Raw genomic sequence first — 24,907 nt, 5'->3', positions numbered from 1 at the left:
ATCCCATTGTGAGTCCCATGTCCCTTGCCCCTGTAAAAACCGCCGTGCCGCCCAAGGCCATCCTGTTCGACCTCGACGATACCTTGTGGCCCATCGCGCCCGTGATTGCCGCCGCCGAAATCCTGTTGCACGACTGGCTGGCCGCGCATGCGCCCAAGGTGGCGCAGCAGTTCTCCAGCGAGATGCTGCGCCAGCACCGCCTGGCCATGCTCAACGAGCAACCGCATTTCCATGGCAACCTGATCGAGTTGCGCCGCGCCGGCCTGCTGGCCGCCTTCGAGGCCGCCGGCGAGGATGCCGCCCTGGTCGACGGGGCCATCCTGCAATTCCTGGCCGCGCGCAACCGCGTCCAGCCATATGAGGACGTCTTGCCTGGCCTGGCCTGGATGCGCCAGCGCATGCTGGTCGGCTCGATCTCGAATGGCAACGCGGACCTTGAAATTATCGGTTTGGCGCAGCATTTTAAAGTCTCTATCGCCGCCAGCGATTTCGGCGTGGCCAAGCCCGACGCCAGCATCTTCCTGGCCGGCTGCGCCGCGCTGGGCGTGGCGCCGCATGAAGCCGTGTACGTGGGCGACGACCTGTATTTCGATGTGACGGGAGCGCAAGGGGCGGGCATGCGTGCCGTCTGGATGAACCGCAAGGGCAGCGACGCCCATCTGGCCGCCGGCGTGCAGCCCGACGCCATCTGCGCCAACTTTGATGAATTGCTGCTGTGGCTGCAGGGGCAACTGGAAGATTGATCGCCGCTGGCCGGGCGAACGTGCATAATAGGCGCTGTTGCCGCACGTTCGGCCGCTTTCGTTGCCGCTTGCTTAACAATATGCTTATCTAAAGAATATTTGCTTACCTAAAACACCATGCAACTCGATACACGTGCCCAAACACTGCTGAAAGCCCTGGTCGAGCGATATATCGCCGACGGCCTGCCGGTCGGTTCGCGCGCCTTGTCGAAAATTTCCGGCCTCGACCTGTCGCCGGCCACGATCCGCAACATCATGGCCGACCTGGAAGAGCTTGGTTATGTCTCCAGTCCGCACACCTCGGCCGGACGCATCCCGACGCCGCGCGGCTACCGCATCTTTGTCGATACCTTGCTGACCGTCCGGCACCTGGACGAGCACGTGGTGGAATCGCGCATGCGCCTGCAGACGCCGCAACCGCAAAAGACCATCGCCAACGCGGCGCAGATGCTGTCGTCGCTGTCGCAGTTTGCCGGTGTCGTGCTCAGCCCGCGCCGCGAATCCGTATTCCAGCAAATCGAATTCCTGCGCCTGTCGGAAAAACGCATCCTGCTCGTCATCGTCGCCCCGGGCGGCGACGTGCAGAACCGGTTGTTGCTGACGGAAGCCGACTATACGCCCGCGCAACTGGTGCAATCGGCCAATTACATCAACCAGAATTATGGCGGCCTGTCCTTCGACGCCGTGCGCGTGCGCCTGCAGGGCGAATTGCGCCAGTTGCGCGACGATATGGGCAGCCTGATGCAGGCGGCAGTGGAGGCGGGCAGCGAAGCGATGGCCGACCATAGCGACGACATGGTCATTTCCGGCGAGCGCAACTTGCTCAGCGTGAGCGATCTGTCATCGAATATGCATTCGCTGCGCCAGATGTTCGACATGTTCGAGCAAAAAACGGGCTTGATGCAGTTGCTCGACGTGTCGAGCAAGGCGACGGGCGTGCAGATTTTCATCGGCGGCGAATCGAACCTGGTGCCGATGGATGAAATGAGCGTGGTGACGGCGCCGTATGAAGTCAACGGCAAGATCGTGGGGACGCTGGGAGTGATCGGACCGACCCGCATGGCTTACGAGCGGGTCATTCCGATTGTCGACATCACCGCTAAATTACTGTCGAGCGCACTCAGCCAGCATTGATGCAGCTAAGCCGCCCCGTGGGAGCGGCCGGCGGAATGTGTCAGACGTCAGGCGGTTTTGTGCGGGCAAGCCGTCTTGGTGCAGTTGCCGTAGATCGCCAAGGCGTGTTCGGCGATCTTGAAGCCGCGCTCTTCGGCCACTTTTTGCTGGCGGATTTCGATTTCTTCGTCGAAGAATTCTTCGACCCGGCCGCAGTCCAGGCACACCAGGTGGTCGTGGTGGGAGCCTTCGTTGAGTTCGAAAATCGCCTTGCCGGTTTCAAAATGGTTGCGGTTGAGCAAGCCTGCCTGTTCGAATTGCGTGAGGACGCGGTAGACAGTTGCCAAGCCGACATCCATATTGTCGGCCAGCAGAATCTTGTAGACGTCTTCCGCGGTCAGGTGGCGTACCGGGCTACTCTGGAAGATATCGAGTATCTTCAGCCGTGGCAGGGTGGCTTTCAGGCCGCTTGCCTTGAGATCACTAGGATTGTTACTCATGTTTGTTGCTCGTATGTGGGTCAGGTGCTTTATCATATAGCGTTTTGTCGGGGAGTGCCAAAATATGCATTTTTTGGCGGGCCGGTCACTCCTGGCGTTTTGTTCATCCAATTGAGGTCATTTATGCGCGTAACACCGGCTGTATTGCCATCTCTCTGGCACCGTATTTCATTTCGAGCACCAGTCGTGGCAGGCATGGTCTGTGTCGCGCTGATGGCGTCTGGCTGCGCCAGCCGTGGCATCCTGGGCGAAAAGCCAGCCATCACCCAGAAAGAGGGCAAGGAAGTCGTTCCTGAAAAAGGCGCGCAGACGACCACCATTACGCCGCTGCAGAAATTCATGTGGTTTTTCTCGCCGTATCGTCCTGACATTCAGCAAGGCAACTTTGTCTCCGAAGAGATGCTGGCCCAGCTGAAAGTGGGCATGACGCGCGACCAGGTGCGCTTCGTCCTCGGCACCTCGCTGTTGACCGATATCTTCCATGCCGACCGCTGGGATTATCCATTCCGCCTGGCCCGGGGCAGTGGCGAAACCACCAGCAGCCGCGTGGTCGTGTACTTCGGCAAGGATGGCAAGGTTGAACGCTTCGAAGGCGGCAACTTGCCGACCGAGAAAGAATACATCGACCGCATCGCCGGCCCGTCGCCATTCGCCAAGGTTGCCAAGGCCGACGTGCCTGCCGCCGCCGTGCCATCGCCCGTGGCGCCGAGCGCCGTGCCCGTGCCGGCCGATGCCGCCCCTGCCATTCCTGTGAGCAAGCCTGACGTTGCACCGGCGCCCGCCGCCGAGCCAGCACCTGCGCCTGCCGCCGAACCCACCAAATAAGTTGCTGTAAGAGAATAAAATGACTGAACTGAAAATTGCCATCGCTGGCGCCAGCGGCCGCATGGGCCATATCCTGATCGAAGCGGTCAGCAATGCGCCCGACGCCGTGCTGGCTGGCGCCCTCGACCGCGCCGGCTCGCCGTCCGTCGGCCAGGATGCCGCCTCCTTCCTCGGCAAGCCTGCCGGCGTGCTGATTGCATCCGACCTGGCCACCGGCCTGGCCAATGCCGATTACCTGATCGACTTCACGCGCCCCGAAGGCACTTTGCAGCACCTGGCCTACTGCGCCGAGCACGGCATCAAGATGATCATCGGCACCACCGGTTTCGATGACGCGGGCAAGGCGGCCATTGCCGCCGCCGCCGAAAAGACGGCCATCATGTTCGCGCCGAACATGAGCGTGGGCGTGAATGTCACCATGAAACTGCTGGAACTGGCCGCAAAAAGCCTGTCCGAAGGCTACGATATCGAAATTATCGAAGCGCATCACCGCTTCAAGGTCGACGCGCCGTCGGGCACTGCCCTGCAAATGGGGGAAGTGGTGGCCGGCGCCCTGGGCCGCGACCTGAAGGAATGCGCCGTGTACGGGCGCGAAGGCGTGACGGGCGAACGCGACCCGTCGACCATCGGCTTTGCCACCATCCGCGGCGGCGATATCGTCGGCGACCATACGGTGCTGTTTGCCGGCATCGGCGAGCGCATCGAGATCAGCCACAAGTCGAGCAGCCGCGTCACTTACGCCCACGGCGCCCTGCGCGCCGCGCGTTTCCTGGCAGACAAGCCGACGGGCCTGTTCGACATGCAGGACGTGCTGTCGCTGAAGAACTGAGGAAGACCATGGCCACTGCCATCCTGAATGGAAAAGATATCACCGACGCAGCGAGCTTTCACGCGCAATGCGCGCAAGCCTTCGGTTTCCCCAAGTTCTACGGCAACAGCATGGATGCCTGGGTAGATTGCCTCAGCTACTTGCGCGACGATGAAAACATGACGCAGTTCCGCCTGAAGCCGAACGAAGTGCTGGAAATCGTGGTGCAGGATGCTGATGCAATGAAGGCGCAAGTACCTGATTTACTGGAAGAAATCACGTTCTGTATCGCCGGCATCAATGAGCGCTATGACGATTATGGCGAAAAGCCGGCGTTGAAATTGACGCTGAAGTAATTCCGGGGTCAGACCCGCCGGCTCGCCGGCTCTGACCCCAGTTTTTCACACGACTTTGCGCTCGCGCAAACCAGTAATTTCCTCAGTACCTAATCTCAGCCACTGCCCCAATACCTCGTCTGTATGCTGCCCCAGCAACGGCGGCGGCAAGCGGTATTGCACCGGTGAAGCCGACAAGCGCACGGGATTGGCCACCAGCGCAACAGTCCCCGCCGTCGGATGCGGCATTTCCACTTTCAAGCCACGCGCCACCACTTGCGGGTCGGCAAAGACCTGGTCGATGCGGTTGACGGGGCCGCACGGCACGGCTTGCGCCTCGAAAGCGCTGATCCATTCGGCCGTCGTGCGCATGACCGTGGTCTGGCGCATCAAGGGGATCAGGATCGCCCGGTGCGCCACGCGCTGCGGATTGGTGGCGAAGCGTTCGTCCTGCGCCCATTCCGGATGGCCGGCGACGGCGCAAAAACGCGAAAACTGTCCATCGTTGCCGATCGCCAGAATCATGTCGCCATCGGCCGTGGGAAAGTCTTGATATGGAACAATGTTCGGATGCGCATTGCCCATGCGCTGCGGCACCTTACCGCCGCACAAGTAATTCGCCGCCTGGTTGCCCAGCGCGGCCACTTGCACGTCGAGCAAGGCCAGGTCGATGTGCTGGCCCAGTCCCGAGCGCTCGCGTTCGGCCAGCGCCGCCTGCACGGCGATGGTGGCGTACAGGCCCGTCAGGATGTCCGTTTGCGCCACGCCCACTTTTTGCGGCCCGGCGCCCGGCTGGCCATCGGGCACGCCCGTAATGCTCATCAATCCGCCCATGCCCTGAATCAAAAAGTCATAGCCGGCGCGCGCCGCGTACGGCCCATCCTGGCCGAAACCCGTGATGGAGCAGTACACGAGGCGCGGGTTGAGCGCCAGCAAGCTGGCAGAGTCCAGGCCATATTGCTTCAAGCCATCGAGCTTGAAATTTTCCAGCAGAACGTCCGATTCGGCCGCCAGCTGGCGCACCAGGGCCTGGCCTTCGGGCGCGGCCAGGTCGATGCACAGGGAGCGCTTGTTGCGGTTGGCGCACTGGAAATAGGCGGCTTCGGCCGTGTCGCGGCCATCCTCGTCCTTCAGGTACGGCGGACCCCAGGAGCGCGTGTCGTCGCCGCGGCCCGGCTGCTCGACCTTGACCACGTCGGCACCGAGGTCGGCCAGCATTTGTCCGGCCCACGGGCCGGCCAGCACGCGCGACAGATCCAGCACGCGCAAGCCGGTCAACGGCGCGGGCCGCAGGGTGGAAGCCAAGGCGTCCATTAGTTGAAGGCGGCGATGCCGGTGATGGCGCGGCCGATGATCAGCGCGTGCACATCGTGCGTGCCTTCATAGGTGTTGACCACTTCCAGGTTGACCAGGTGGCGGATGACGCCGAACTCGTCGGAAATACCGTTGCCACCCATCATGTCGCGCGCCACGCGGGCGATGTCCAGCGCCTTGCCGCAGCTGTTGCGTTTCATGATCGAGGTGATTTCCACGGCGGGCGAGCCCTCATCCTTCATGCGGCCCAGGCGCAAACAGCCTTGCAAGCCCATGGTGATTTCCGTCAACATATCCGCCAGTTTCTTTTGTACCAATTGATTCGCCGCAAGAGGGCGGCCGAATTGCTGGCGATCCATCGTGTACTGGCGCGCCTTCAGGTAGCAGTCTTCGGCCGCGCCCAGCGCGCCCCAGGCGATGCCGTAGCGGGCGCTGTTCAGGCATGTAAATGGACCCTTCAGGCCGCGCACGTCGGGGAAGCGTTTTCTTCCGGGCAAAACACTTCATCCATGACGATTTCGCCCGTGATGCTGGTACGCAAGCCCACCTTGCCGTGGATCTCGGGCGCCGACAAACCCTTCCAGCCTTTTTCCAGCACGAAGCCGCGGATCGCGCCTTCATCGTCCTTGGCCCAGACGACGAACACGTCGGCGATGGGGCTGTTGGTGATCCACATCTTGGCGCCCGACAAGCTATAGCCGCCCGGCACCTTGCGCGCGCGCGTGACCATGCTGCCAGGGTCGGAGCCGTGGTTCGGTTCCGTCAGGCCGAAGCAGCCGATGTATTCGCCCGTCGCCAGTTTCGGCAGGTATTTCTGTTTGGTTTCTTCGTTGCCGAAGGCATTGATCGGCACCATCACCAGCGACGATTGCACGCTCATCATCGAGCGGTAGCCCGAATCGACGCGCTCGACTTCGCGCGCGGCCAGGCCGTAGCAGACGTAGTTCAGGCCGGCGCCGCCGTATTCTTCGGGAATGGTGGTGCCCAGCAAGCCCAGTTCACCCATTTCGCGGAAGATGGCGGCATCCGTGCGGCCATGGCGGAACGATTCGAGAACCCTGGGCACCAAGCTGCCCTGGCAATAGTCGCGCGCCGCTTCCAGCACGGCGCGTTCGTCGCCCGTCAGTTGTTCTTCCAGCAGCAGGGGGGAATTCCAGTCGAATACGGTTTTGCTCATCACAGGCCTCGCAGGTGAGCGCCGGTGATCGGCGCAAGATTGAATATGGCTCATGGTAGGTTCTTGCCTAGCCTTGCGCAAACGATTTATTCGCACCCAGACATGCGTGTGGCGCATATCTTGCGGCATACTGGCGTTTCTTTTCCTTCCTTTGAGATGCCATGTCGCGAAAAATTCCCATGCTGCAAGCGCTAAATTGCTTCGAGGCGGCTGCGCGGCACCAAAGCTACACGCATGCGGCGCGCGAACTGTCGCTGACGCAAAGCGCCGTCTCGCGGCAGATATCCTCCCTGGAAAGCTTTCTTGGTGTGCAACTATTCCAGCGCACGCGCCATGGCGTGCTGCTGACCAGCGCCGGCGCCGCGTATGCACGCCAGATCGCGGCCCGCCTCGATGGACTGGAGCGCGACACGCTCGATACGATGGCGCGCCAGGGCGGCGGCGGGGCGCTGCAGCTGGCCTCGGTGCCCACGTTTGCCACGCGCTGGCTGATGCCGCGGCTGTCTTCGCTGGCGGGCTTGCATCCGGACATCGTCGTGCATATCGACGCGTATACAAAACCGTTCATGTTTGCCGATACGGAATACGACGGCGCCCTGTACGCGGGCACGCCCGAGCAGCTGGCGCGCTGGCCCGGCACGCGCGCCACCTTGCTCATGCACGAAGAAATCGTGCCCGTCGCCAGCCCCCGCCTGCTGGCGGCGCGCAGCCAGTGGCAGCCGCAGGATTTATTGGAATTGACGTTGTTGCAACAAAGTACGCGCCCGGGCGCCTGGCGCCAGTGGTTTGACGCCATGCAGGTCGAGGGCGAGGGGCGCGACGGGGCGCACTACGGCGCCCGCTACGAACTGTTTTCCATGCTGGCCATGGCGGCCGTGCAGGGACAGGGAGTGGTCTTGCTGCCCCGTATGCTGGTCGAGGCGGAACTGGCGCGTGGCGAGCTGCGCATTGTGTGCGAGCGCCCACTGCGCGGCCAGCGGGCATATTACCTGATTACGCCCGAGGCGGCGCATGAAAAGCTGGCCTTGCAGCAGTTCCGGCTGTGGCTGCAGGGCGAAGCCGCCGCTTAATGCAACTTAACGTACCTTGGCCGTATCGAAGTGGGGATTGTCGATCAGGCCGATCTGGTTGCCGAACGGATCGAGCAATTCCACCGTGCGGATGCCGTCGCCCACGTCCGTGATCGGGTGGTGCAGGGTGCCGCCCAGCGCAACGATGCGCTCGATTTCCTGCTCGATGCCGTCCACGCCCCAGTACGTCACGCTGCCCTGCGTGCCGGGCTGGCCGTCCGGCAGCAAGCCCAGCTCGAAGCCGCCGATGGCAAAGCCGACATAGAAAGGCTGGTCGAAATACGGCGTGGTATTGAATACCTGGCTATACCAGGCCTTGGCCTGGTCCAGGTCGGGGACGGGATAGGTGACGGTGCGCAAGCCCTTGATCATGTTCTGCTCCTGTTGGTTGAAATGCATGACGCCATCATGCCACCGGCGCGCGCCGCGCGATTGGAAAAATGGAAGGTGCTTACGCGCGCCGGTCCGTCAGCCACGCCTCGGGCGAACTGCGGGCGAAATCCTGGAAGTCGTGGATCAGATGCGACTGGTCGAAATAACCGTATTGCAAGGCCACTTGCGCCCAGTCCGGCTGCTGCGGCAGGTTTTTCAAGCCAGCGCTGGCGGCCCGGAAACGGCAGATGCGGGCAAACAGCTTCGGGCTGATGCCGACTTGTCGCCGGAATTGCAGCGCCAGGTGCTGGCGCGACACGCCCAGCTGCTGCGCCAGGCCATCCACGCGCAACATGCCGTGCGCGCCTTCGATGGCGGCAATGGCATGTTCGGCGACGCCGGCCGGGCGCAGCGGCGATCCCTGGCGCAGGCGCAGCAGCAGGTAATCTTGCAAAATGGAAACTCTTTGCGCGTTGGACAAGGGGGCGCTCCACAGCGCGTCACCGAGGCGCGCCGCCAGGTCGCGGCCCCACAGCTGCCGCAGATCAGCACGTCCATCATTGAGTTCGCACAGGGGCAACTGGAAGAAGCGCGCCGCCGCGCCCGGCTTGAAGCGGGCCGCCACCGTCTGCACGAGCCCTTGGCTGACGACGGCAATCGGCGCCGTCATCATGCCGACGGCAAAGCTGGCGTCCTGCTGGTCCTGGCACAGGATGTCGATGCAATTGTCCGGCAAGACCTGGTGCGTGAGGGGCGTGGCGCCCGTCTGCACGCGGCACGTCCAGACGCAGTCCAGCCACGGCCGCAGGGCGGGGATGGGGGCGACTTCCTGGTAGATGATCATGGCCGGCTTTGATGCAAAGAACAAGATTGCGTATATATCACACAGCATAATTGTGCGCTCGCAAAAATATGCCGGCCCGGGCCGCCAGGGCGCCGCGCTATCGGGCCGCGACAACCAGTATAATGCTCGGTTCATATCCACTATTGGCCGGGCCACGCTGGTCGCACATCCATTATGCAAGATAAATATAGTCCCGCCGACGTCGAACAAGCCGCCCAATCGCACTGGAAGGCGATCGACGCCTATAAAGCCGTCGAACACGACCCGCGTTTCCCAAAAGGCAAGTATTTTGCTTGCTCAATGCTGCCTTACCCTTCGGGCAAGCTGCACATGGGTCACGTGCGCAACTATACAATCAATGACGTGATGTACCGCTACCTGCGCATGAATGGCTACAACGTGCTCATGCCGATGGGCTGGGATGCGTTCGGCATGCCGGCGGAAAATGCGGCGATGGCCAACAACGTGCCGCCCGCGCAATGGACGTATTCGAACATCGCCCATATGAAGCAGCAGATGGAATCGATGGGCCTGGCCATCGACTGGTCGCGCGAAATGACCGCCTGCAAGCCCGAATATTACAAATGGAACCAGTGGATGTTCCTCAAGATGCTGGAAAAAGGCATCATCTACAAGAAGACCGGTACCGTGAACTGGGATCCGATCGACCAGACCGTGCTGGCCAACGAACAAGTAGTCGACGGCAAGGGCTGGCGTTCCGGCGCGCTGATCGAAAAGCGCGAAATCCCCATGTACTACGCGCGCATCACCGATTACGCGGAAGAGCTGCTGGCGTATGTGGACGACAAGCTGCCGGGCTGGCCAGAGCGCGTGCGCATCATGCAGACCAACTGGATCGGCAAGTCGACGGGCGTGCGTTTCGCCTTCCCGCATGAGATCAAGGACGCGAACGGCGCCCTGATCGGCGACGGCAAGCTGTATGTATTTACCACCCGTCCGGACACCGTCATGGGCGTGACCTTCTGCGCCGTGGCCGCCGAACACCCGCTGGCCATCCACGCCGCGCAAGGCAATCCTGCGCTGGCCGCCTTCAATGCCGAATGCAAGCTCGGCTCCGTCATCGAGGCGGACATGGCGACGATGGAGAAGAAGGGCATGCCGACCGGCCTGTTCGTCACGCATCCGCTGACGGGCGCGCAAGTGGAAGTCTGGGTCGGCAACTACGTGCTGATCACCTACGGCGACGGCGCCGTGATGGGCGTGCCGGCGCACGACGAACGCGATTTTGGCTTTGCCAAGAAATACAATCTGCCGATCAAGCAAGTGATCGAAGTCAAGGGCCAGGAATTTTCGACGGACGCCTGGCAGGAATCGTATGGCAGCAAGGACGGCGTCTGCGTCGCCTCCGGCAAATACGACGGCCTGCATTTCGCTTCCGCCGTCGATGCGGTAGCCGCCGATCTGGCGGAACTGGGCCTGGGCGAGAAGAAAACCACGTTCCGCCTGCGCGACTGGGGCATCTCGCGCCAGCGCTACTGGGGCACGCCGATCCCGATGATCCACTGCGCCGACTGCGGCGTGGTGCCGGTGCCGGAAAAAGACTTGCCGGTAGTGCTGCCGGAAGACTGCGTGCCGGACGGCACGGGCAATCCGCTGAACAAATACGAAGCCTTCCTGCAGTGCGACTGCCCGCAGTGCGGCAAGCCGGCGCGCCGCGAGACGGACACCATGGATACCTTCGTCGATTCGTCGTGGTACTACATGCGCTATACCTCGCCAGGCTCGAACGACGCCATGGTCGACGCGCGCAACGATTACTGGATGCCGATGGACCAGTACATCGGCGGCATCGAACACGCCGTCATGCACTTGCTGTACGCGCGCTTCTGGACCAAGATCATGCGCGACTTCGGCCTGGTCAAGTTCGACGAGCCTTTTGTGAACCTGCTGACGCAGGGCATGGTGCTGAATGAAACGTACTTCCGCAAGGACGCTGCGGGCAAGACCACCTGGTTCAACCCGGATGACGTGCGCCTGTCGCTCGACGACAAGGGGGCGTCCGCAAAGCGCGATCCTGGTGGCCGACGGCCAGCCTGTGGAAATCGGCGGTACGGAAAAAATGTCGAAGTCGAAGAACAACGGTATCGACCCGCAAGCGCAGATCGAGCAGTACGGCGCCGATACGGCTCGCCTGTTCACCATGTTCGCCTCGCCGCCGGAGCAGACCCTGGAATGGTCGGGCAGCGGCGTCGAAGGCGCGAACCGCTTCCTGCGCCGCGTGTGGAACTTCGGCTACGCCCAGTCGGCCACGATCCAGGCCGCACTGGCTGGCGCTACCGCACCGGCCACGGGCGACGCGCAGAAAAACCTGCGCCGCGAATTGCACAAGCTGCTGCAGCAAGCCGATTACGACTTGAAACGCATCCAGTACAACACCGTGGTGTCGGCCTGCATGAAGATGCTCAACACGCTGGAGTCGGCCAAGCTGGACGACAGCGCGCAGTCGAAGGCGCTGATCGCCGAAGGCTTCTCGATCTTCCTGCGCCTGTTGAACCCTGTCGCGCCGCACATCACCCACGTGCTGTGGCAGGAACTGGGTTACGCTGGCGTGCACGGCGACCTGCTCAACGTCGCCTGGCCGCAAGTCGACCCGGCCGCATTGGAGCAGTCCGAGATCGAGATGATGATCCAGGTGAACGGCAAGCTGCGCGGCTCGATCACGGTGTCCAAGGATGCGGACAAGGCCAGCATCGAAGCGGCCGCGCTGGCGTGCGAAAGTGTGCAGAAGTATGTCGAGACCACGCCGAAGAAGATCATCGTCGTGCCAGGCAAGTTAATCAGCATCGTGGTGTAATCATGACGACTTCCTCTTCCGTATCGCTGTTGGGCCGCCGCGCCATGCTGGCGTTGGGTCTGACGGTTCTGCTGTCGGCTTGCGGCTTTCACTTGCGCGGTTCGAACGGCAGTTTCATGCTGCCGTTCGCGACGATGTATATCGGCTTGCCCGAGACGTCGCCGCTGGCGATCGGCTTGAAGCGCTATATCCGCGCCATCGCAGCACGGAGGTGGTGAACACCAAGGATGGCGCCGACGCCGTGCTTGAAGTGCTCAGCGACCCGGAGAGGAACCGTACCAAGACCATTCTGTCGCTGAACAAAAATGGCCGCGTGCAGGAATACCAGCTCGGCTATTCGATCAACTTCCGCGTCGTCGACAAGGCCGGCAACCAGTTGCTGGCGCCGACCACCATCAATCTGGTGCGTCCGATCACCTTCGACGAGTCGCAGGTGCTGGCCAAGGAGACTGAGGAAGCAGCGCTGTACCGCGACATGCGCAACGACTTGGTGCAGCAGATCATGCGCCGCCTGGCCGCCATCAAGCCGGTGCTGCCGGCCATGTCGGTGGCGCCCGTGGCGCCGGTCGCGCCGGCAGCCCCGCAGCAGTAACGGGGACGCCATGCAATTGCGGATAGACGCGCTCGATGGGCATGTGGCCAAGCCGCTGGCGCAGCTGTATGTGATCACCAGCGATGAACACCTGCTGGCGCTGGAAGCGGCCGACAAGATCCGCCGCGCGGCGCGCGCGCAGGGTTATTCCGAGCGCGACGTGCTGACGGTGGAGCGCAGCTTCAAGTGGGGCGAATTGCTGGCGGCGAACCAGGAGCTGTCGCTGTTCGGTGACAGGAAAATGATCGAGCTGCGCATCCCTACCGGCAAGCCGGGCAAGGATGGCGGCGCGGCGCTGCAAAGCTATGCGAAAAATCTCAGTCCCGACAACCTGACCCTGATCACCTTGCCCAAGCTGGACTGGGCCACGCAGAAGGCGGCCTGGGTCGCCAGCCTGCAGCAGGCTGCCGTGTATATCGAGATTCCGAATGTGGAGCGGGCGCAGTTGCCGGCGTGGATATCCCAGCGCCTGGCCGCGCAAGGGCAAAGCGCCGAGCGTGCCAGCATCGACTTCATCGCCGAACGGGTGGAGGGCAATTTGCTGGCGGCGCACCAGGAAATCCAGAAACTGGGCTTGCTGCACGCGGCGGGCAAGCTGACGTACGAACAAGTGCAGGACGCGGTGCTGAACGTGGCCCGCTACGATGTCTTCAAGCTGTCCGAAGCCATGCTGGCCGGCGACCCGGCGCGCCTGGTGCGCATGCTCGAAGGCTTGAAAGGCGAGGGCGAGGCGCTGCCGCTGGTCTTGTGGGCCGTTTCCGAGGAAATCCGCACGCTGTTAAAATTGAAGGCCGGCATGGCGCAAGGGCGTCCATTGGGCGCGCTGCTGAAGGAATACCGCATCTGGGGTCCGCGCGAGCGGATGATGGAACCGGCCCTGCGGCGCATTTCGCTGCCCGTGCTGGAAGCGGCGCTGCAGCAGGCGGCGCAGGTGGACAAGATGATCAAGGGCTTGCGCGCCAAGGGTTACGCGGGCGATGCCTGGGATGCCATGCTGCAGCTGGGCCTGAAGATCGCCCGAGGCTAGTTTTTTACTATATGGATACGAGCATGGACATCACAGAATATATGCAGGACGTGGGCACACGCGCGCGCGCCGCTTCGCGCGCCATGGCGCGCGCCGACAGCGCCACGCGCAACCGCGCCTTGAGCCTGATCGCCGCCGCCATCGTGCGCGATGCCGATCTGCTGCGCGCGGCCAACCAGCGCGACCTCGATGCGGCCGCTGCCGCCGGCCTGGCGCCGGCCATGCTCGACCGCCTGACCCTGTCCGACTCTGCCATTGCCACCATGGTCGAAGGCTTGACGCAGATCGTGTCGCTGGCCGATCCGATCGGCGAAATCTCGAACATGAAGTTCCGCCCGACGGGCATTCAGGTGGGGCAGATGCGCGTGCCGCTGGGCGTCATCGGCATCATCTATGAAGCCCGTCCGAACGTGACGGTGGACGCGGCCGGCCTGTGCATCAAGAGCGGCAATGCGACGATCTTGCGCGGTGGCTCGGAAGCGATTCACTGCAACCGCGCGCTGGCCAAGCTGGTGGCGGAGGGCTTGCTGGGAGCAGGTCTTCCGGCCGATGCCGTGCAAGTGATCGACACCACCGACCGCGCCGCCGTCGGCGCCCTCATCACCATGCCGCAGTACGTGGACGTCATCGTGCCGCGCGGCGGCAAGGGCCTGATCGCACGCCTGATGGCCGAGGCCACCGTGCCGATGATCAAGCACCTCGATGGCATCTGCCACGTCTACATCGATGCCAAGGCCGATATCCGGAAGGCGATCGATATCGGCTTCAACGCGAAGTGCCACCGCTACGGCACCTGCAACACCATGGAAACCTTGCTGGTGTCGCGCGCCATTGCCGCTACCGTGCTGCCGCAGCTGGCCGAACTGTACCTGACCAAACAGGTGGAACTACGCGCCGATCCGGAAAGCCATGCGATCCTGGCCGCCGCCGCTTATCCGCATCTGGTAGCTGCCACCGAGGAAGACTGGTCCACCGAATACCTGGCGGCGATCCTGTCGGTGAAAGTGGTCGACGGCATCGACGAAGCGATGGATCACATCAACCGGTACTCATCGAAGCACACGGAATCCATCATCAGGAAGACTACAGCGATGCGCTGCGCTTCCTGCGCGAAGTCGATTCCGCCTCGGTGATGGTGAACGCGTCGACGCGTTTCGCCGACGGCTTCGAATACGGCCTTGGGGCCGAGATCGGCATCTCGAACGACAAGCTGCACGCGCGTGGTCCGGTGGGACTGGAAGGTCTGACCTCGCTCAAGTACGTGGTCTTTGGCCACGGCGAAGTACGCAAGTAGGCATCGTAGGTAGTACGTCTTCGCGGGCGGCCCACAAGGCGGCCCGCGCTCTCATTTCTGTAGCTCTCTGACACTGGGAATCCCATGCTCTTTCTCTGGACCAAAGCCTTCCACATCATCTTCGTCATGTCCTGGTTTGCCGGCCTGTTTTATTTGCCGCGCATCTTCGTGAACCTGGCGATGGAGACGGAAACGGTGGCCACCGAACGCCTGCTGCTGATGGCGCGCAAGCTGTACCGCTTCATGTCTCTGCTGGCGCTGCCGGCGATGGTGCTGGGACTGGCGTTGATGTGGATGCTGTACGGTGGAGGCGAGGGCCGCATGAAGATGCCGGGCTGGATGCACGCCAAGCTGACGTTCGTGGTGCTGCTGCTCGGCTATCACCACGCCTGCGGTTCCATCCTGCGCAAGTTTGAAAAAGGTCTCAACAAGCGCAGCCACACCTGGTTCCGCTGGTTTAATGAAGTGCCGGTGCTGATGCTGCTGGCCGTCGTCGTGCTGGTCGTGGTCAAGCCTTTCTAAGGGAGTCGTGATGAGTGCAAACCAGAACAAAGTCGTGCAATATTTCTTTGCTCCCCACTCGCCATGGACCTACCTGGGGCATGCGCGCCTGATGGCCATCGCCGCTAAGACGGGCGCACAGATCGACGTGCGCCCCTTCGACCTGGGCAAGGTCTTCAGCGTCTCGGGCGGCCTGCCGCTGGCCAAGCGCGCGCCGCAGCGTCAGGCGTATCGCCTGGCCGAGCTGGCGCGCTGGTCGGCCTTTTTGCAAGTGCCCTTGATCTGCAGCCGAAGTTCTTCCCCGTCTCGCCGGAAGCGGCGGCCAAGCTGATCATCGCCACGCGCCTGGCGCACGGCGTGGAAGCGTCGCTGAATCTGGCGCACGCCATCATGCGCGGCCTGTGGGCCGAAGAGCGCAACATCGGCGACGAGGAAACCCTGGTGCAGATCGCCCTCGACGCGGGTTTCGAAGGCCGCCAGTTGCTGAAAACGTCGGAGACGGCCAGCGTGCAGGCCGAATACGATGCCAACACCGAGGCAGCTACCGCCGCCAGCGTCTTCGGCTCGCCGTGGTACATCGTCGATGGCGAAGGGTTTTGGGGCCAGGACAGGCTCGATTTTGTCGAGCGGGCGCTGGAGAAGTAGTTTTTAGAGAGTAGTTAGTAACCCCAAGAGTAGAACTGGGGTCGTACCCTGAGGGTACGACCCCGGCCTTTTTTTGGGTTTTCATTGAACGTGTTTTTCAACGGATAAAAGGTATCCTAATTATGGCTTCATATTTTTGCCCATGCCCGCGCGGCATGGAAGCGGCGCTGGCCGAGGAACTGGGCGAGATCGCCCAGGATAGTGCGACCATGAAGGTCCACAACCAGGTGCCGGGCGGCGTGCATTGCTCGGGCGACCTGCTGGACTCCTACCGCATCAACCTGCATTCGCGCATCGCTTCGCGCGTGCTGATGCGCATGGCCCATTCCGGCTACAAGACGGAAAACGACATTTATGACCTGACCCTAGCGCAAGCCTGGGAAGACTGGTTCGGCGTGCACCACACGATCCGCGTCGACGTCACGGCCGTGAAATCGCCGCTGCGTAGCCTGGAATTCACGACACTGAAAATCAAGGACGCGATCTGCGACCGCTTCCGCGACCAGTTCAACGAGCGTCCATCGGTTAACACCAAGACGCCGGACATGCGCATCGTCGGCTTCCTCGACGCGCACACGTTCACCGTCTACCTCGATACCTCGGGCGAAGCGCTGTTCAAGCGCGGCTGGCGTGAAGAGACGGGCGACGCGCCGTTGCGCGAAAACCTGGCCGCCGGCTTGCTGCGCGTGTCGGGCTGGAAGCCTGGCATGGTGCTGTTCGACCCGATGTGCGGTTCCGGCACCATCCTGGCCGAAGCGGCGCAGATGCTGCAGGGCATTCCGCCGGGCGCGTCGCGCCAGTTCGCGTTCGAAAACTTCCACGACTTCGATCCCGCGCCGTGGAATGCCATGAAAAACGCCATCAAGGTCAATCCGCTGCCGGCCGAACCGACCATTTTCGGCAGCGACATTTCGGGCGACATGGTGGCCATGACGCGCCATAACCTGCGTTGCGCGGGCGTGCGCTTCGACGTGCCCCTGAAACAGATCGAGGCGCAGGAAGTCAAGCCGCCAAGCGACGTGCCGGGCATCATGCTGACCAACCCGCCGTACGGCGAGCGTATCGGCGTGCGCGGCGACAGCACCATCCCGGAAGATGAATTGTCGACGTCGTTCTATTCGGCCATGGGCACGACCCTGAAGCAGCGCTTCGCTGGCTGGACCGTGTTCCTGTTCACGGCCGACCTGGGCTTGCCCAAGCTGCTGCGTCTGAAGGAAGCGCGCAAGACGCCATTCTTCAACGGCGCGCTGGAATGCCGTCTGTTCCGCTTCGATATGGTGGCGGGATACAACCGCCGTGAAGAAGCGAAACCTAAACCACAGCAGTAAGCGTTCACTGCAAGACCCCCGCAGTAACCCCGCGCGCGGACCAATACAGGTCCGCGCGCCACTTTGGACCCGCCATGTTTCCCACCCCTCCGGCCGATGTGCCGCCCGACCCGGTCACGCCCGTTCCGCCCCCCACGCCAAGCCACATGGCGCCTTTGAGCCGCGGTGCGCTGGCGATGATGCTGGCCGGGCTGTCGATGCTGGGCCCCCTGTCGATCGACACCTATCTGCCCGCGTTTGGCGCGATCCAGGGTTCGCTGCAGGCGTCGCCGCTGGAAGTGCAGCAGTCGCTGACGTTCTACATGCTGGCCTTTGCCGGCATGGTGCTGTGGCATGGCGCGATCTCGGACACCTTCGGCCGGCGCAACGTCATTCTCGTGTCGCTGCTGATGTTTGCTATCGGCTCGCTCGGCTGCGCCTCGGCGCACACGGTGCACTACCTGTGGTTCTTCCGCATCATGCAGGGCGTCTCGGCCGGCGCCGGCGTGGTGATCAGCCGTGCCATCATCCGCGACCTGTATGCCGATGCGGCGGCGGCGCGGCTGCTGTCGCTGGTGACGATGATCTTTTCCATTGCTCCGGCGGTGGCGCCGATCCTGGGCGGCTGGATCGTCATCTGGTTCGACTGGCGCTCGATCTTCCTGTTCCTCGCCTTTTACACGGTGGTGCTGCTGGCGTTCTGCTACTGGCGCCTGCCCGAAACCCTGCCGATTGAAAAGCGCCAGCCCTTCAATCCCCGCTTCCTGGCGTCGAGCTATGGCCAGATCCTGCGCTCGCCCCTGTTCCACATCAAGGCCGGCATCGTCGCCCTCAATTTCGCGGGCCTGTTCCTGTTCATCACGGCCGCGCCGGAAATGCTGCCCAAGCAACTGGGCCTGGGGCCATCGCAATTCGGCTGGCTGTTCATCCCGTGCGTGAGCGGCATCTTCATGGGCGCCGCGGCGGCCAACCGCATCGCCGGCAAGGTCACTTTCGCGCGCCAGATCGGCATCGGTTTTGCCTTCCTGCTGTGCGCCGCCTGCGTCAATGTCGTGTATCACCTGTTCCTGCCGCCGTCGCTACCCTGGTCGGTACTGCCCCTGTTTTTCTACACCTTCGGCATGTCCCTGGTGGGGCCGGGCGCGACCCTGCTGGCGCTCGATCTGTTCCCGCATATCCGCGGTACCGTCGCTTCCTGCCAGTCGTTTGCCAGTACCTTGCTGGGCGCCGTGGTGGCTGGCGTGATTTCGCCGCTGCTGTCCGGTTCCGTGCTGTGGCTGGCCTCCGGGCAGCTGGCGTTTACGGGGCTGGCACTGGCTCTGGCTGCTATCGCGGCGCTTCCGCCACCGTTTGTTGGGTTCCTTCAAGGCATAAGTTTCCATGGCAGAACGCTGGATTTATTTCAACTTAATTTTCTATATTGCAAGTAATATCCGGCGCTTATGATAAGATGACTTTTTTTCCCGGCATCCTCTCAGGCGATATTTTTTTGGTTACAGGAGTGGAGGATTCCTCTGAACGTGGCCGCGCTTCGCTGCTAAGCGCTCATCCTTTTCGAACCGGCAATGCCTGATACGATGCATCAATCTGATCAAGATATTCGCAATCGCCTGCTGATTGCCCGCCTGCCGGCCATGCCGCAGATTCTCATCAAGCTGATCGCCCACCTGCAGGCCGACGATGCCGGCATGCCGGAGCTGGCCGCCCTGATCGCCAAGGATGCCGGCATGACCAGCAAGATCCTCGGCGTGGCCAACAGCTCGGCCTACCATCGCCAGGGCAAGGTCGCCAGTCTGGAACAGTCGCTCGTGTCGCTGGGCCGGACATGATCAAGACGCTGGTCATCAGCGAATCCGTTTTCCAGACTTTTAACAGCTTCCCCCATTCCGGCAGCACGGATTTGCGCGCCTTCTGGAAAAGCTCGCTGTCGGCCGCCGTCATGGCGCGCGCGCTGGCCAAGGCCATGGCCTATCCGCACGTCGAGGAAGCGTATCTGGCGGGCTTGCTGCATAACGTGGGCCGCCTGGCCTTGCTGGCCACGGCGCCAAAGGAATATGCGTTCAATTTTACGGCGCGCGACGATGCCGCCCTGTGCGCGGTGGAGCTGCGCACCTTGCAGATTACGCATGCCGAAGCGGGCGCCTGGCTGATCGAGCGCTGGCATCTCGATTCCTTCCTGGCCGACAGCGTGCTGTATCACCATGAACCGTTGGCGCGCCTGGAAGCGAGCCATCCCTTGATCCGCATCGTGCGCCTGGCGCACCTGCTGTGCTGCCATGCCGACGATGCGGAGTCGATTACGCAGGCGGCAAGCCTGTGCGCGCTGGACGTCGAGGTACTGGAAGAGCTGGCCGGCAGCGTGGCGCGCCAGGTAGCGCAGGCCGCGCAGCACCTGGGCATCGACCTGGCCGGCGCGGACGATGTCGCCACGCCGCCCGCGTATGCGCCGCCAGCCGTCGATCCGGTGCAGCAGCGTCTGTCCGACGAAGTACGCAACATGGTGCTGGTGTCCGAGGTGGGCCAGACCTTTGCCCGGCAAGAGGGCGAGAGCAGCCTGCTCGAAGCCATCACGCGCTCGGCGCGCATCCTGTTCGATTTCGATACGGCCGTCATCCTGCTGCAAAAACCCACCGGTCATGCACTGGTGGGCGTGGCGGCGGGCGAACATCAGCAGCGCCTGGCCGGCTTTTCGATCCCGCTGGCCAAGGGCGGTCCGCTGGCCGCCTCCGCACTGGAATGCCAGCTGGCGTTCCTGAAACGCGACATGCCCGCGCTGGGCATCGTCGAGGAGCAGCTGTTCCGCATTCTCGGTACCGACAGCCTGGTCTGCGTGCCTTTGGTGTCGGGCCAGCGCAGCCTGGGCGTCTTGATTGGCGGCGTGGCGGCCTGGCAGATTCCCGCCTGCCAGAAGCGCGAGGGGTTCCTGCGCGCGTATGCCAACCAGGCCGCCATGGCGCTGGAAGCGGCCATCAGCGCGCGCGGCCTGGCACGGCGCCAGCTCGATCACGTGGCCGAGGAATACCGCGCCGCCTCGCGCCGCGTCGTGCATGAAGTGAATAACCCGCTGTCCATCATCAAGAACTATCTGAGCGTACTCGATCACAAGCTGGAGAAACAGGAGCCGGTCAGCAGCGAGATGGCGATCCTGAACGAGGAAATCGACAGGGTCGGCCAGCTGATCGGCGGCCTGGCCGATCTGCAGCCGGCGGCCGCCAGCGGCGTCACCGATTGCGCGCGCGTCGTCGACGATGTGCTGCGCCTGTTCCGCGCCACCGACTTCCTGCCGCCGAAGATCGAGGTGGTCACGCGCATGCAGACGCGCCATGCGAGGTGGAGGCCGATGCCGGCATGCTCAAGCAAATCCTGCTCAACCTGCTGAAAAACGCCGTCGAAGCCTTGCCCGATGGCGGGCGCATCGAAGTGGCGAACCGTGGCCACGTCAACCGCGACCGTCGCTTGTACCTGGAACTGTGCGTCAGCGACAATGGCGCCGGCCTGGCGCCGGAAGTGCTGGCCAATCTGTTTTCCCCTGTGCGCAGCAGCAAGGAAGGGGCGCATCACGGCCTGGGCTTGTCCATCGTGCATGACCTGGTCACCCGCCTGCATGGCGTGATCGGCTGCCGCAGCAGCAAGTCCGGCACCTCGTTTGAAATTCTGCTACCCATTCCCTTGCCGGCGAGCGCCGCAGCGGCGCTGCCCGCGCCCGGCAATACCGCCTTGTCTTCGTAACGTCCATGAACTCCTCCGCCATTCCGTTTGACCTGGAAAACAGCCCGCGCATCCTGCTGGTCGACGACGAGCCCCGCCTGCTCGCCTCCCTCCACGAATTGCTGAAAGACCGAGGCTACCAGCTGTACACGGCCACCTGCGGCAGCGAGGCGCTGGCGCAGTTGTCGAAACTGCGCTTCGACCTGATCCTCCTCGATTTGCGCCTGCCCGACATGAGCGGCCATGAAATCATGGACCACATCAACCGGCGCGGCATCGAGGGCGACGTGATCGTCATGAGCGGCGACGTCGGCATCGAGGCGGCCATCGGTGCCCTGAAGCGTGGCGCCTATGACTATTTGCGCAAGCCATACAGCCGCGAGGAGCTGCTCAAGACGGTGGAGAACGCGCTGCAAAAGCGCAAGCTGGCGCTGGAAAACGAGCGCATCGCGCTGCAGCTGGAAAACTCGGAAAAGATGTACCGCTACCTGGTCGACAGCTCGCCCGACATCATCTATACCCTGAACCACGAAGGCCGCATCACCTTCATCAACGACAGGGTGCACCAGTTGCTGGGCTTTAGCCGCGAAGAGCTGATCGGCAGCCATTATTCCATCCTCGTGCACGATGAAGACCAGGAGCGGGCGCGCTATGCCTTCAATGAACGCCGCCTCGACGAGCGCGCTTCGCGCAATGTGGAATTGCGCCTGAAGTGCCATAGTGGCAGCGGCAGCGACCGTACCTTCAACAACACGCTGATGACGGTTCCGCTCAATTCGATCGGCATGCACAACCTCGATCACGAGGCCCGCAAGCAGGAATACTTCGGTACCTACGGCGTGGCGCGCGACATCACCGACCGCAAGCGCGCCGAAGAAGTCATTTCCTACCAGGCCTACCACGATATCCTGACGGACCTGCCGAACCGCATGCTGTTCAAGGATCGCCTGGGCCTGGCCGTGATCCAGGCGCGCCGCAAGCTGACGGAACTGGCCGTGATGTTCATCGACCTGGACCGCTTCAAGCTGGTCAACGATACCCTGGGCCACGTGAAGGGCGACGAGTTGCTGCAGCAGGTGGCGCTGCGCCTGAAGGATTGCCTGCGCCGCGGCGACACGCTGGCGCGCCAGGGCGGCGATGAATTCACCATCGTGCTGCCGGAACTGCGCGACCGCCAGGATGCGCGCCTGATCGCCGACAAATTCCTCGAATGCCTGCACCAGCCCTTCGACCTCGATGGCAACCAGGTGCATATCTCGGCCTCCATTGGCATCGCCATCTATCCGGGCGACGGCGAGACCATCGACGAGCTGCTGCGCCACGCCGATATCGCCATGTACCAGGTCAAGGCGCTGGGCAAGAACGGCCACAGTTTTTATCACGAGTCCATGCTCGACGTATCGCACCAGAAGATCGCCCTCGAACAGAGCCTGCGCAAGGCGCTGGAGCTGAACCAGCTGGAGATGTATTACCAGCCGCAGGTGGACGTGATGACGGGCCGCATCGTTGGCGCCGAAGGGTTGATGCGCTGGAACCACCCGCAGCGGGGCTTGCTGACGGCCGGCGAATTCTTGCCGTTCGCCGAGGAAAACGGTTTGATGCTGCCGATCTCGGACTGGATGCTGGGCGCCCTGTGCCGCGACCTGGTGCAGTGGAACGCGGCTGGTGGCGAGGCCGTGCGCCTGTCGCTCAATCTGTCGCCGCAATACCTGGACCGGGGCGACTTTTTCGAGAAGATGCGCGGCGCGCTGACGCGCTATGGCATCGCGCCGGAAAAGATCGAAGTGGAGATCACGGAAAACATCTGCATCCGCAACCCGCAATATGCGATCGAGCAGTTGAACAAGCTGTGCCAGCTGGGCGTGTCGGTCGCCATCGACGATTTCGGCACCGGCTATTCGTCGCTGTCGTACCTGCACCGCTTCCCCATCCACACCATCAAGATCGACCAGTCGTTTGTGAAGGAAATTCACGACGAGCAGGGACACTATCCCGTCATCCTGGCCATCATTTCGATTGCGCGTGGACTGGGCTTGCACCTGATTGCCGAAGGCGTGGAAACGGAAGGCCAGGCGCGTTACCTGCAGGACAAGGGCTGCACCACGATGCAGGGCTATCTGTACCACCGGCCCATTTCGCTGGGCAGCTTCATCGGTGTGCTGCAGGAGCAGAATCGCCTGATCGCCGATGCGGCTCCCGCAGCGTCCCGGACGCTGGCCATCGAGGCCTGACCCATGCCGCTCGCCGCTCCCCGTTCCACGGCTGCGCATTCCACGGCTGCTCATTACACGGCCGACTACCTGCGCCTGAAAGGGCTGGCCGAGAAGGGCAATGCGAATGCCCAGCACAGCCTCGGCTTCATGCATTTCAATGGCCAGGGTATCGAGCAAAGCTATGCGCTGGCGCTGCACTGGTATGGCTTGGCTGCCGCGCAGGGGCTCGAACACGCGCAGTACAACCTGGGCGTGATGTGCCAGAAGGGGCAGGGCGTGGCGCAGGATTTTGCGCAGGCCGCGCACTGGTATCAGAAGGCGGCCGAACAGGGTTACGCGGCGGCGCAGTACAACCTGGGGTGGCTGTATGCCAAGGGCCAGGGTCTTGCGCAAGATAGCGGGCTAGCCATGCTGTGGTTCAGCCGCGCGGCGGAACAGGGCGACGCGGGTGCGCAGAATAATCTGGGCATGATGTATGACAATGGCAAGGGCGTGCCGCAGGATTTCGTGCAAGCCATCAATTGGTACCGCAAGGCGGCGGAACAGGGCTATGCGCGCGCGCAGTACAACCTGGGACTGCGCTACGACAATGGCCAGGGCGTGCGCCAGGATCGCCAGCAGGCGACGGCCTGGATGCGCAAGGCGGCCGAACAAGGCTATGCGCCGGCCCAGTTCAACCTGGCGCTGCGCTATGAAAACGGCGACGTGCTGCCGCAGGACAGCCGGCAGGCGATCGCCTGGTACCGGCGCGCGGCCGAGCAGGGCCACGCCAGTTCGCAGTTCAATCTGGGCCTGATCTACGACAATGGCCAGGGCGTGCCCTGCGATAAACAGGCGGCGCTTGCGTGGTATGTGAAGGCGGCTGGCCAGGGGCACGCGGCGGCCCAGCACAACCTGGGCCTGCACCATGAGCATGGCGCGCAGGACTATACCCGTGCGCAGGTGTTTTACCGCCAGGCGGCAGGGCAGGGCTTCCCCGCCGCGCAGTATCAGCTGGGACTGTTGTACGAGCATGGGCAGGGCATGCCTGCCGATGCGCAGGAAGCCATCTTCTGGTACCGCAAGGCGGCCGACCAGGGGCATGTGCGGGCCCAGTTCGACCTGGGCCTGCGCTACGAACATGGCCAGGGCGTGCCGCAGGATATGTCGCTGGCGCTGGAGTGGTACCGCCGCGCCGCCGAGCAGGATTACGCTCCGGCGCAATACATGCAGGGTGTGTTGCATGACCGCGACGATGGCCCGGCGCCAGATAGCCAGCAGGCTTGCGCCTGCTATTGCCGCGCCGCCGCGCAGGGCCACAGCCTGGCGCAGTTCGCGCTGGGCCTGCGGCATGACAATGGCCAGGATGTGCCGCAGGATTATGCCGCCGCCTGGGACTGGTATGCGCTGGCCGCGCGCCAGGGCCATGCGCGGGCACAAATGAATCTGGGCTTGATGGCGGCCAGCGGCCAGGGTGGCCCGCTCGATTTGCAGCAGGCGTATATCTGGCTGTCGATGGCGCTGGCGGCCGGCGTGGCCGGTGCGGAAAAATCCTTGCGCCAGACGGCGGCGCGCATGCGCGAGACGGATCTGGCGCGGGTGCGCGAACAGTTGGCGGCGATAGCAGACTAAGCTATGCCGCCGGCATTAACGTGCGCGAATACAACAGCAAGTGCTGTATAGTCCCCTTCCTCCGCCATCTGCGGCCCCCCTTGTTTCCCCTCA

16 protein-coding genes and 6 pseudogenes are annotated in these 24,907 nt (G+C 63.0%); 17 read left to right on the top strand and 5 right to left on the bottom strand.

Annotation, left to right across the window (positions count from 1 at the left end; all coding sequences use genetic code 11):
- Positions 1 to 17 precede the first annotated feature (17 nt).
- Both ACQVLG_RS05345 and hrcA read left to right on the top strand, forming a co-directional pair.
- The gene (locus ACQVLG_RS05345) at positions 18 to 743 is read left to right on the top strand and encodes an HAD family hydrolase (RefSeq protein ID WP_230539167.1); all 726 of its coding nucleotides are present in this window, start codon (positions 18 to 20) and stop codon (positions 741 to 743) included.
- A gap of 117 nt (positions 744 to 860) precedes the next feature.
- Positions 861 to 1,877, top strand: a complete 1,017-nt coding sequence (gene hrcA, locus ACQVLG_RS05340) for a heat-inducible transcriptional repressor HrcA (protein ID WP_230539166.1) — start codon at positions 861 to 863, stop codon at positions 1,875 to 1,877.
- Positions 1,878 to 1,924: 47 nt separating this feature from the next.
- Here the strand turns inward: hrcA and fur are convergent, their stop codons facing one another.
- Complete coding sequence (gene fur / locus ACQVLG_RS05335) at positions 1,925 to 2,356, bottom strand: ferric iron uptake transcriptional regulator (protein WP_034745717.1); 432 nt, start codon at positions 2,354 to 2,356, stop codon at positions 1,925 to 1,927.
- A gap of 195 nt (positions 2,357 to 2,551) precedes the next feature.
- Between fur and ACQVLG_RS05330 the strand changes: the two genes are divergently transcribed.
- The 3 genes from ACQVLG_RS05330 to ACQVLG_RS05320 are packed head-to-tail and all read left to right on the top strand — an operon-like array spanning position 2,552 to position 4,345.
- Positions 2,552 to 3,181, top strand: a complete 630-nt coding sequence (locus tag ACQVLG_RS05330) for an outer membrane protein assembly factor BamE (protein WP_329958046.1) — start codon at positions 2,552 to 2,554, stop codon at positions 3,179 to 3,181.
- Positions 3,182 to 3,200: 19 nt separating this feature from the next.
- Entirely contained in the window at positions 3,201 to 4,010 is an 810-nt protein-coding gene (gene dapB, locus ACQVLG_RS05325; RefSeq protein WP_474293256.1) for a 4-hydroxy-tetrahydrodipicolinate reductase, read from the top strand.
- An 8-nt stretch (positions 4,011 to 4,018) separates the two neighbouring features.
- Entirely contained in the window at positions 4,019 to 4,345 is a 327-nt protein-coding gene (locus tag ACQVLG_RS05320; RefSeq protein ID WP_474293254.1) for a barstar family protein, read from the top strand.
- A gap of 45 nt (positions 4,346 to 4,390) precedes the next feature.
- Here ACQVLG_RS05320 and ACQVLG_RS05315 read toward each other — a convergent pair whose 3' ends face one another.
- Positions 4,391 to 5,638, bottom strand: coding sequence for a CaiB/BaiF CoA transferase family protein (locus ACQVLG_RS05315; RefSeq protein WP_474293252.1), 1,248 nt, complete (start codon positions 5,636 to 5,638; stop codon positions 4,391 to 4,393).
- Positions 5,638 to 6,815, bottom strand: a pseudogene (locus tag ACQVLG_RS05310) (acyl-CoA dehydrogenase). The gene ACQVLG_RS05315 and the pseudogene ACQVLG_RS05310 overlap by 1 nt, the downstream one beginning before the upstream one ends.
- Positions 6,816 to 6,976: 161 nt before the next feature.
- Here ACQVLG_RS05310 and ACQVLG_RS05305 point away from each other — a divergent pair.
- The gene (locus ACQVLG_RS05305) at positions 6,977 to 7,885 is read left to right on the top strand and encodes a LysR substrate-binding domain-containing protein (protein WP_474293250.1); all 909 of its coding nucleotides are present in this window, start codon (positions 6,977 to 6,979) and stop codon (positions 7,883 to 7,885) included.
- Between the two features lie 6 nt (positions 7,886 to 7,891).
- On the opposite strand, the gene ACQVLG_RS05300 is transcribed toward ACQVLG_RS05305, so the two are convergent.
- Both ACQVLG_RS05300 and ACQVLG_RS05295 read right to left on the bottom strand, forming a co-directional pair.
- The gene (locus ACQVLG_RS05300; RefSeq protein WP_474293248.1) at positions 7,892 to 8,284 is read right to left on the bottom strand and encodes a VOC family protein; all 393 of its coding nucleotides are present in this window, start codon (positions 8,282 to 8,284) and stop codon (positions 7,892 to 7,894) included.
- Between the two features lie 52 nt (positions 8,285 to 8,336).
- Positions 8,337 to 9,125 carry a DUF6597 domain-containing transcriptional factor gene (locus tag ACQVLG_RS05295; RefSeq protein ID WP_474293246.1) on the bottom strand — a complete coding sequence of 263 codons (789 nt, stop codon included), beginning with the start codon at positions 9,123 to 9,125 and terminating at the stop codon, positions 8,337 to 8,339.
- 150 nt (positions 9,126 to 9,275) lie between these two features.
- On the opposite strand from ACQVLG_RS05295, the pseudogene leuS reads away from it, so the two are divergent.
- The 11 genes and pseudogenes from leuS to ACQVLG_RS05240 all read left to right on the top strand — a co-directional run bounded on the left by leuS (position 9,276) and on the right by ACQVLG_RS05240 (position 24,814).
- Positions 9,276 to 11,916: pseudogene (gene leuS, locus ACQVLG_RS05290) on the top strand (leucine--tRNA ligase).
- Between the two features lie 79 nt (positions 11,917 to 11,995).
- A complete protein-coding gene (locus tag ACQVLG_RS05285) occupies positions 11,996 to 12,508 on the top strand; it encodes an LPS-assembly lipoprotein LptE (protein WP_474293244.1) in 513 nt (170 codons plus the stop codon).
- 10 nt (positions 12,509 to 12,518) lie between these two features.
- Complete coding sequence (gene holA / locus ACQVLG_RS05280) at positions 12,519 to 13,535, top strand: DNA polymerase III subunit delta (protein ID WP_230539157.1); 1,017 nt, start codon at positions 12,519 to 12,521, stop codon at positions 13,533 to 13,535.
- A gap of 23 nt (positions 13,536 to 13,558) precedes the next feature.
- Positions 13,559 to 14,829 (top strand): annotated as a pseudogene (locus tag ACQVLG_RS05275) (glutamate-5-semialdehyde dehydrogenase).
- Between the two features lie 84 nt (positions 14,830 to 14,913).
- A complete protein-coding gene (locus ACQVLG_RS05270) occupies positions 14,914 to 15,351 on the top strand; it encodes a CopD family protein (RefSeq protein ID WP_076565768.1) in 438 nt (145 codons plus the stop codon).
- A 10-nt stretch (positions 15,352 to 15,361) separates the two neighbouring features.
- A pseudogene (locus ACQVLG_RS05265) lies at positions 15,362 to 15,975 on the top strand (DsbA family protein).
- Positions 15,976 to 16,097: 122 nt separating this feature from the next.
- Positions 16,098 to 17,303, top strand: a complete 1,206-nt coding sequence (locus tag ACQVLG_RS05260; RefSeq protein WP_442908040.1) for a THUMP domain-containing class I SAM-dependent RNA methyltransferase — start codon at positions 16,098 to 16,100, stop codon at positions 17,301 to 17,303.
- Positions 17,304 to 17,377: 74 nt separating this feature from the next.
- Positions 17,378 to 18,656: pseudogene (locus ACQVLG_RS05255) on the top strand (multidrug effflux MFS transporter).
- A 203-nt stretch (positions 18,657 to 18,859) separates the two neighbouring features.
- A pseudogene (locus tag ACQVLG_RS05250) lies at positions 18,860 to 21,011 on the top strand (HDOD domain-containing protein).
- Positions 21,012 to 21,016: 5 nt separating this feature from the next.
- Positions 21,017 to 23,221, top strand: coding sequence for an EAL domain-containing response regulator (locus tag ACQVLG_RS05245; protein ID WP_230539152.1), 2,205 nt, complete (start codon positions 21,017 to 21,019; stop codon positions 23,219 to 23,221).
- 3 nt (positions 23,222 to 23,224) lie between these two features.
- Positions 23,225 to 24,814, top strand: a complete 1,590-nt coding sequence (locus tag ACQVLG_RS05240; RefSeq protein WP_474293241.1) for a tetratricopeptide repeat protein — start codon at positions 23,225 to 23,227, stop codon at positions 24,812 to 24,814.
- The last annotated feature ends 93 nt before the right edge of the window (positions 24,815 to 24,907 follow it).

This window comes from Janthinobacterium sp. TPC_1, assembly GCF_056037845.1.
The sequence above is the reverse complement of the archived record's forward strand: the minus strand, read 5'-3'. Positions and strand labels throughout refer to the sequence as shown.

Bases quoted from the DNA above. Each gene is read 5' to 3' on its own strand.
- ACQVLG_RS05245 (WP_230539152.1), top strand. From the start codon at position 21,017: ATGAACTCCTCCGCCATTCCGTTTGACCTGGAAAACAGCCCGCGCATC.
- holA (WP_230539157.1), top strand. From the start codon at position 12,519: ATGCAATTGCGGATAGACGCGCTCGATGGGCATGTGGCCAAGCCGCTG.
- dapB (WP_474293256.1), top strand. From the start codon at position 3,201: ATGACTGAACTGAAAATTGCCATCGCTGGCGCCAGCGGCCGCATGGGC.
- ACQVLG_RS05260 (WP_442908040.1), top strand. From the start codon at position 16,098: ATGGCTTCATATTTTTGCCCATGCCCGCGCGGCATGGAAGCGGCGCTG.
- ACQVLG_RS05300 (WP_474293248.1), bottom strand. From the start codon at position 8,284: ATGCATTTCAACCAACAGGAGCAGAACATGATCAAGGGCTTGCGCACC.
- ACQVLG_RS05330 (WP_329958046.1), top strand. From the start codon at position 2,552: ATGGTCTGTGTCGCGCTGATGGCGTCTGGCTGCGCCAGCCGTGGCATC.
- hrcA (WP_230539166.1), top strand. From the start codon at position 861: ATGCAACTCGATACACGTGCCCAAACACTGCTGAAAGCCCTGGTCGAG.
- ACQVLG_RS05320 (WP_474293254.1), top strand. From the start codon at position 4,019: ATGGCCACTGCCATCCTGAATGGAAAAGATATCACCGACGCAGCGAGC.
- fur (WP_034745717.1), bottom strand. From the start codon at position 2,356: ATGAGTAACAATCCTAGTGATCTCAAGGCAAGCGGCCTGAAAGCCACC.
- ACQVLG_RS05315 (WP_474293252.1), bottom strand. From the start codon at position 5,638: ATGGACGCCTTGGCTTCCACCCTGCGGCCCGCGCCGTTGACCGGCTTG.
- ACQVLG_RS05270 (WP_076565768.1), top strand. From the start codon at position 14,914: ATGCTCTTTCTCTGGACCAAAGCCTTCCACATCATCTTCGTCATGTCC.
- ACQVLG_RS05305 (WP_474293250.1), top strand. From the start codon at position 6,977: ATGTCGCGAAAAATTCCCATGCTGCAAGCGCTAAATTGCTTCGAGGCG.
- ACQVLG_RS05240 (WP_474293241.1), top strand. From the start codon at position 23,225: ATGCCGCTCGCCGCTCCCCGTTCCACGGCTGCGCATTCCACGGCTGCT.
- ACQVLG_RS05345 (WP_230539167.1), top strand. From the start codon at position 18: ATGTCCCTTGCCCCTGTAAAAACCGCCGTGCCGCCCAAGGCCATCCTG.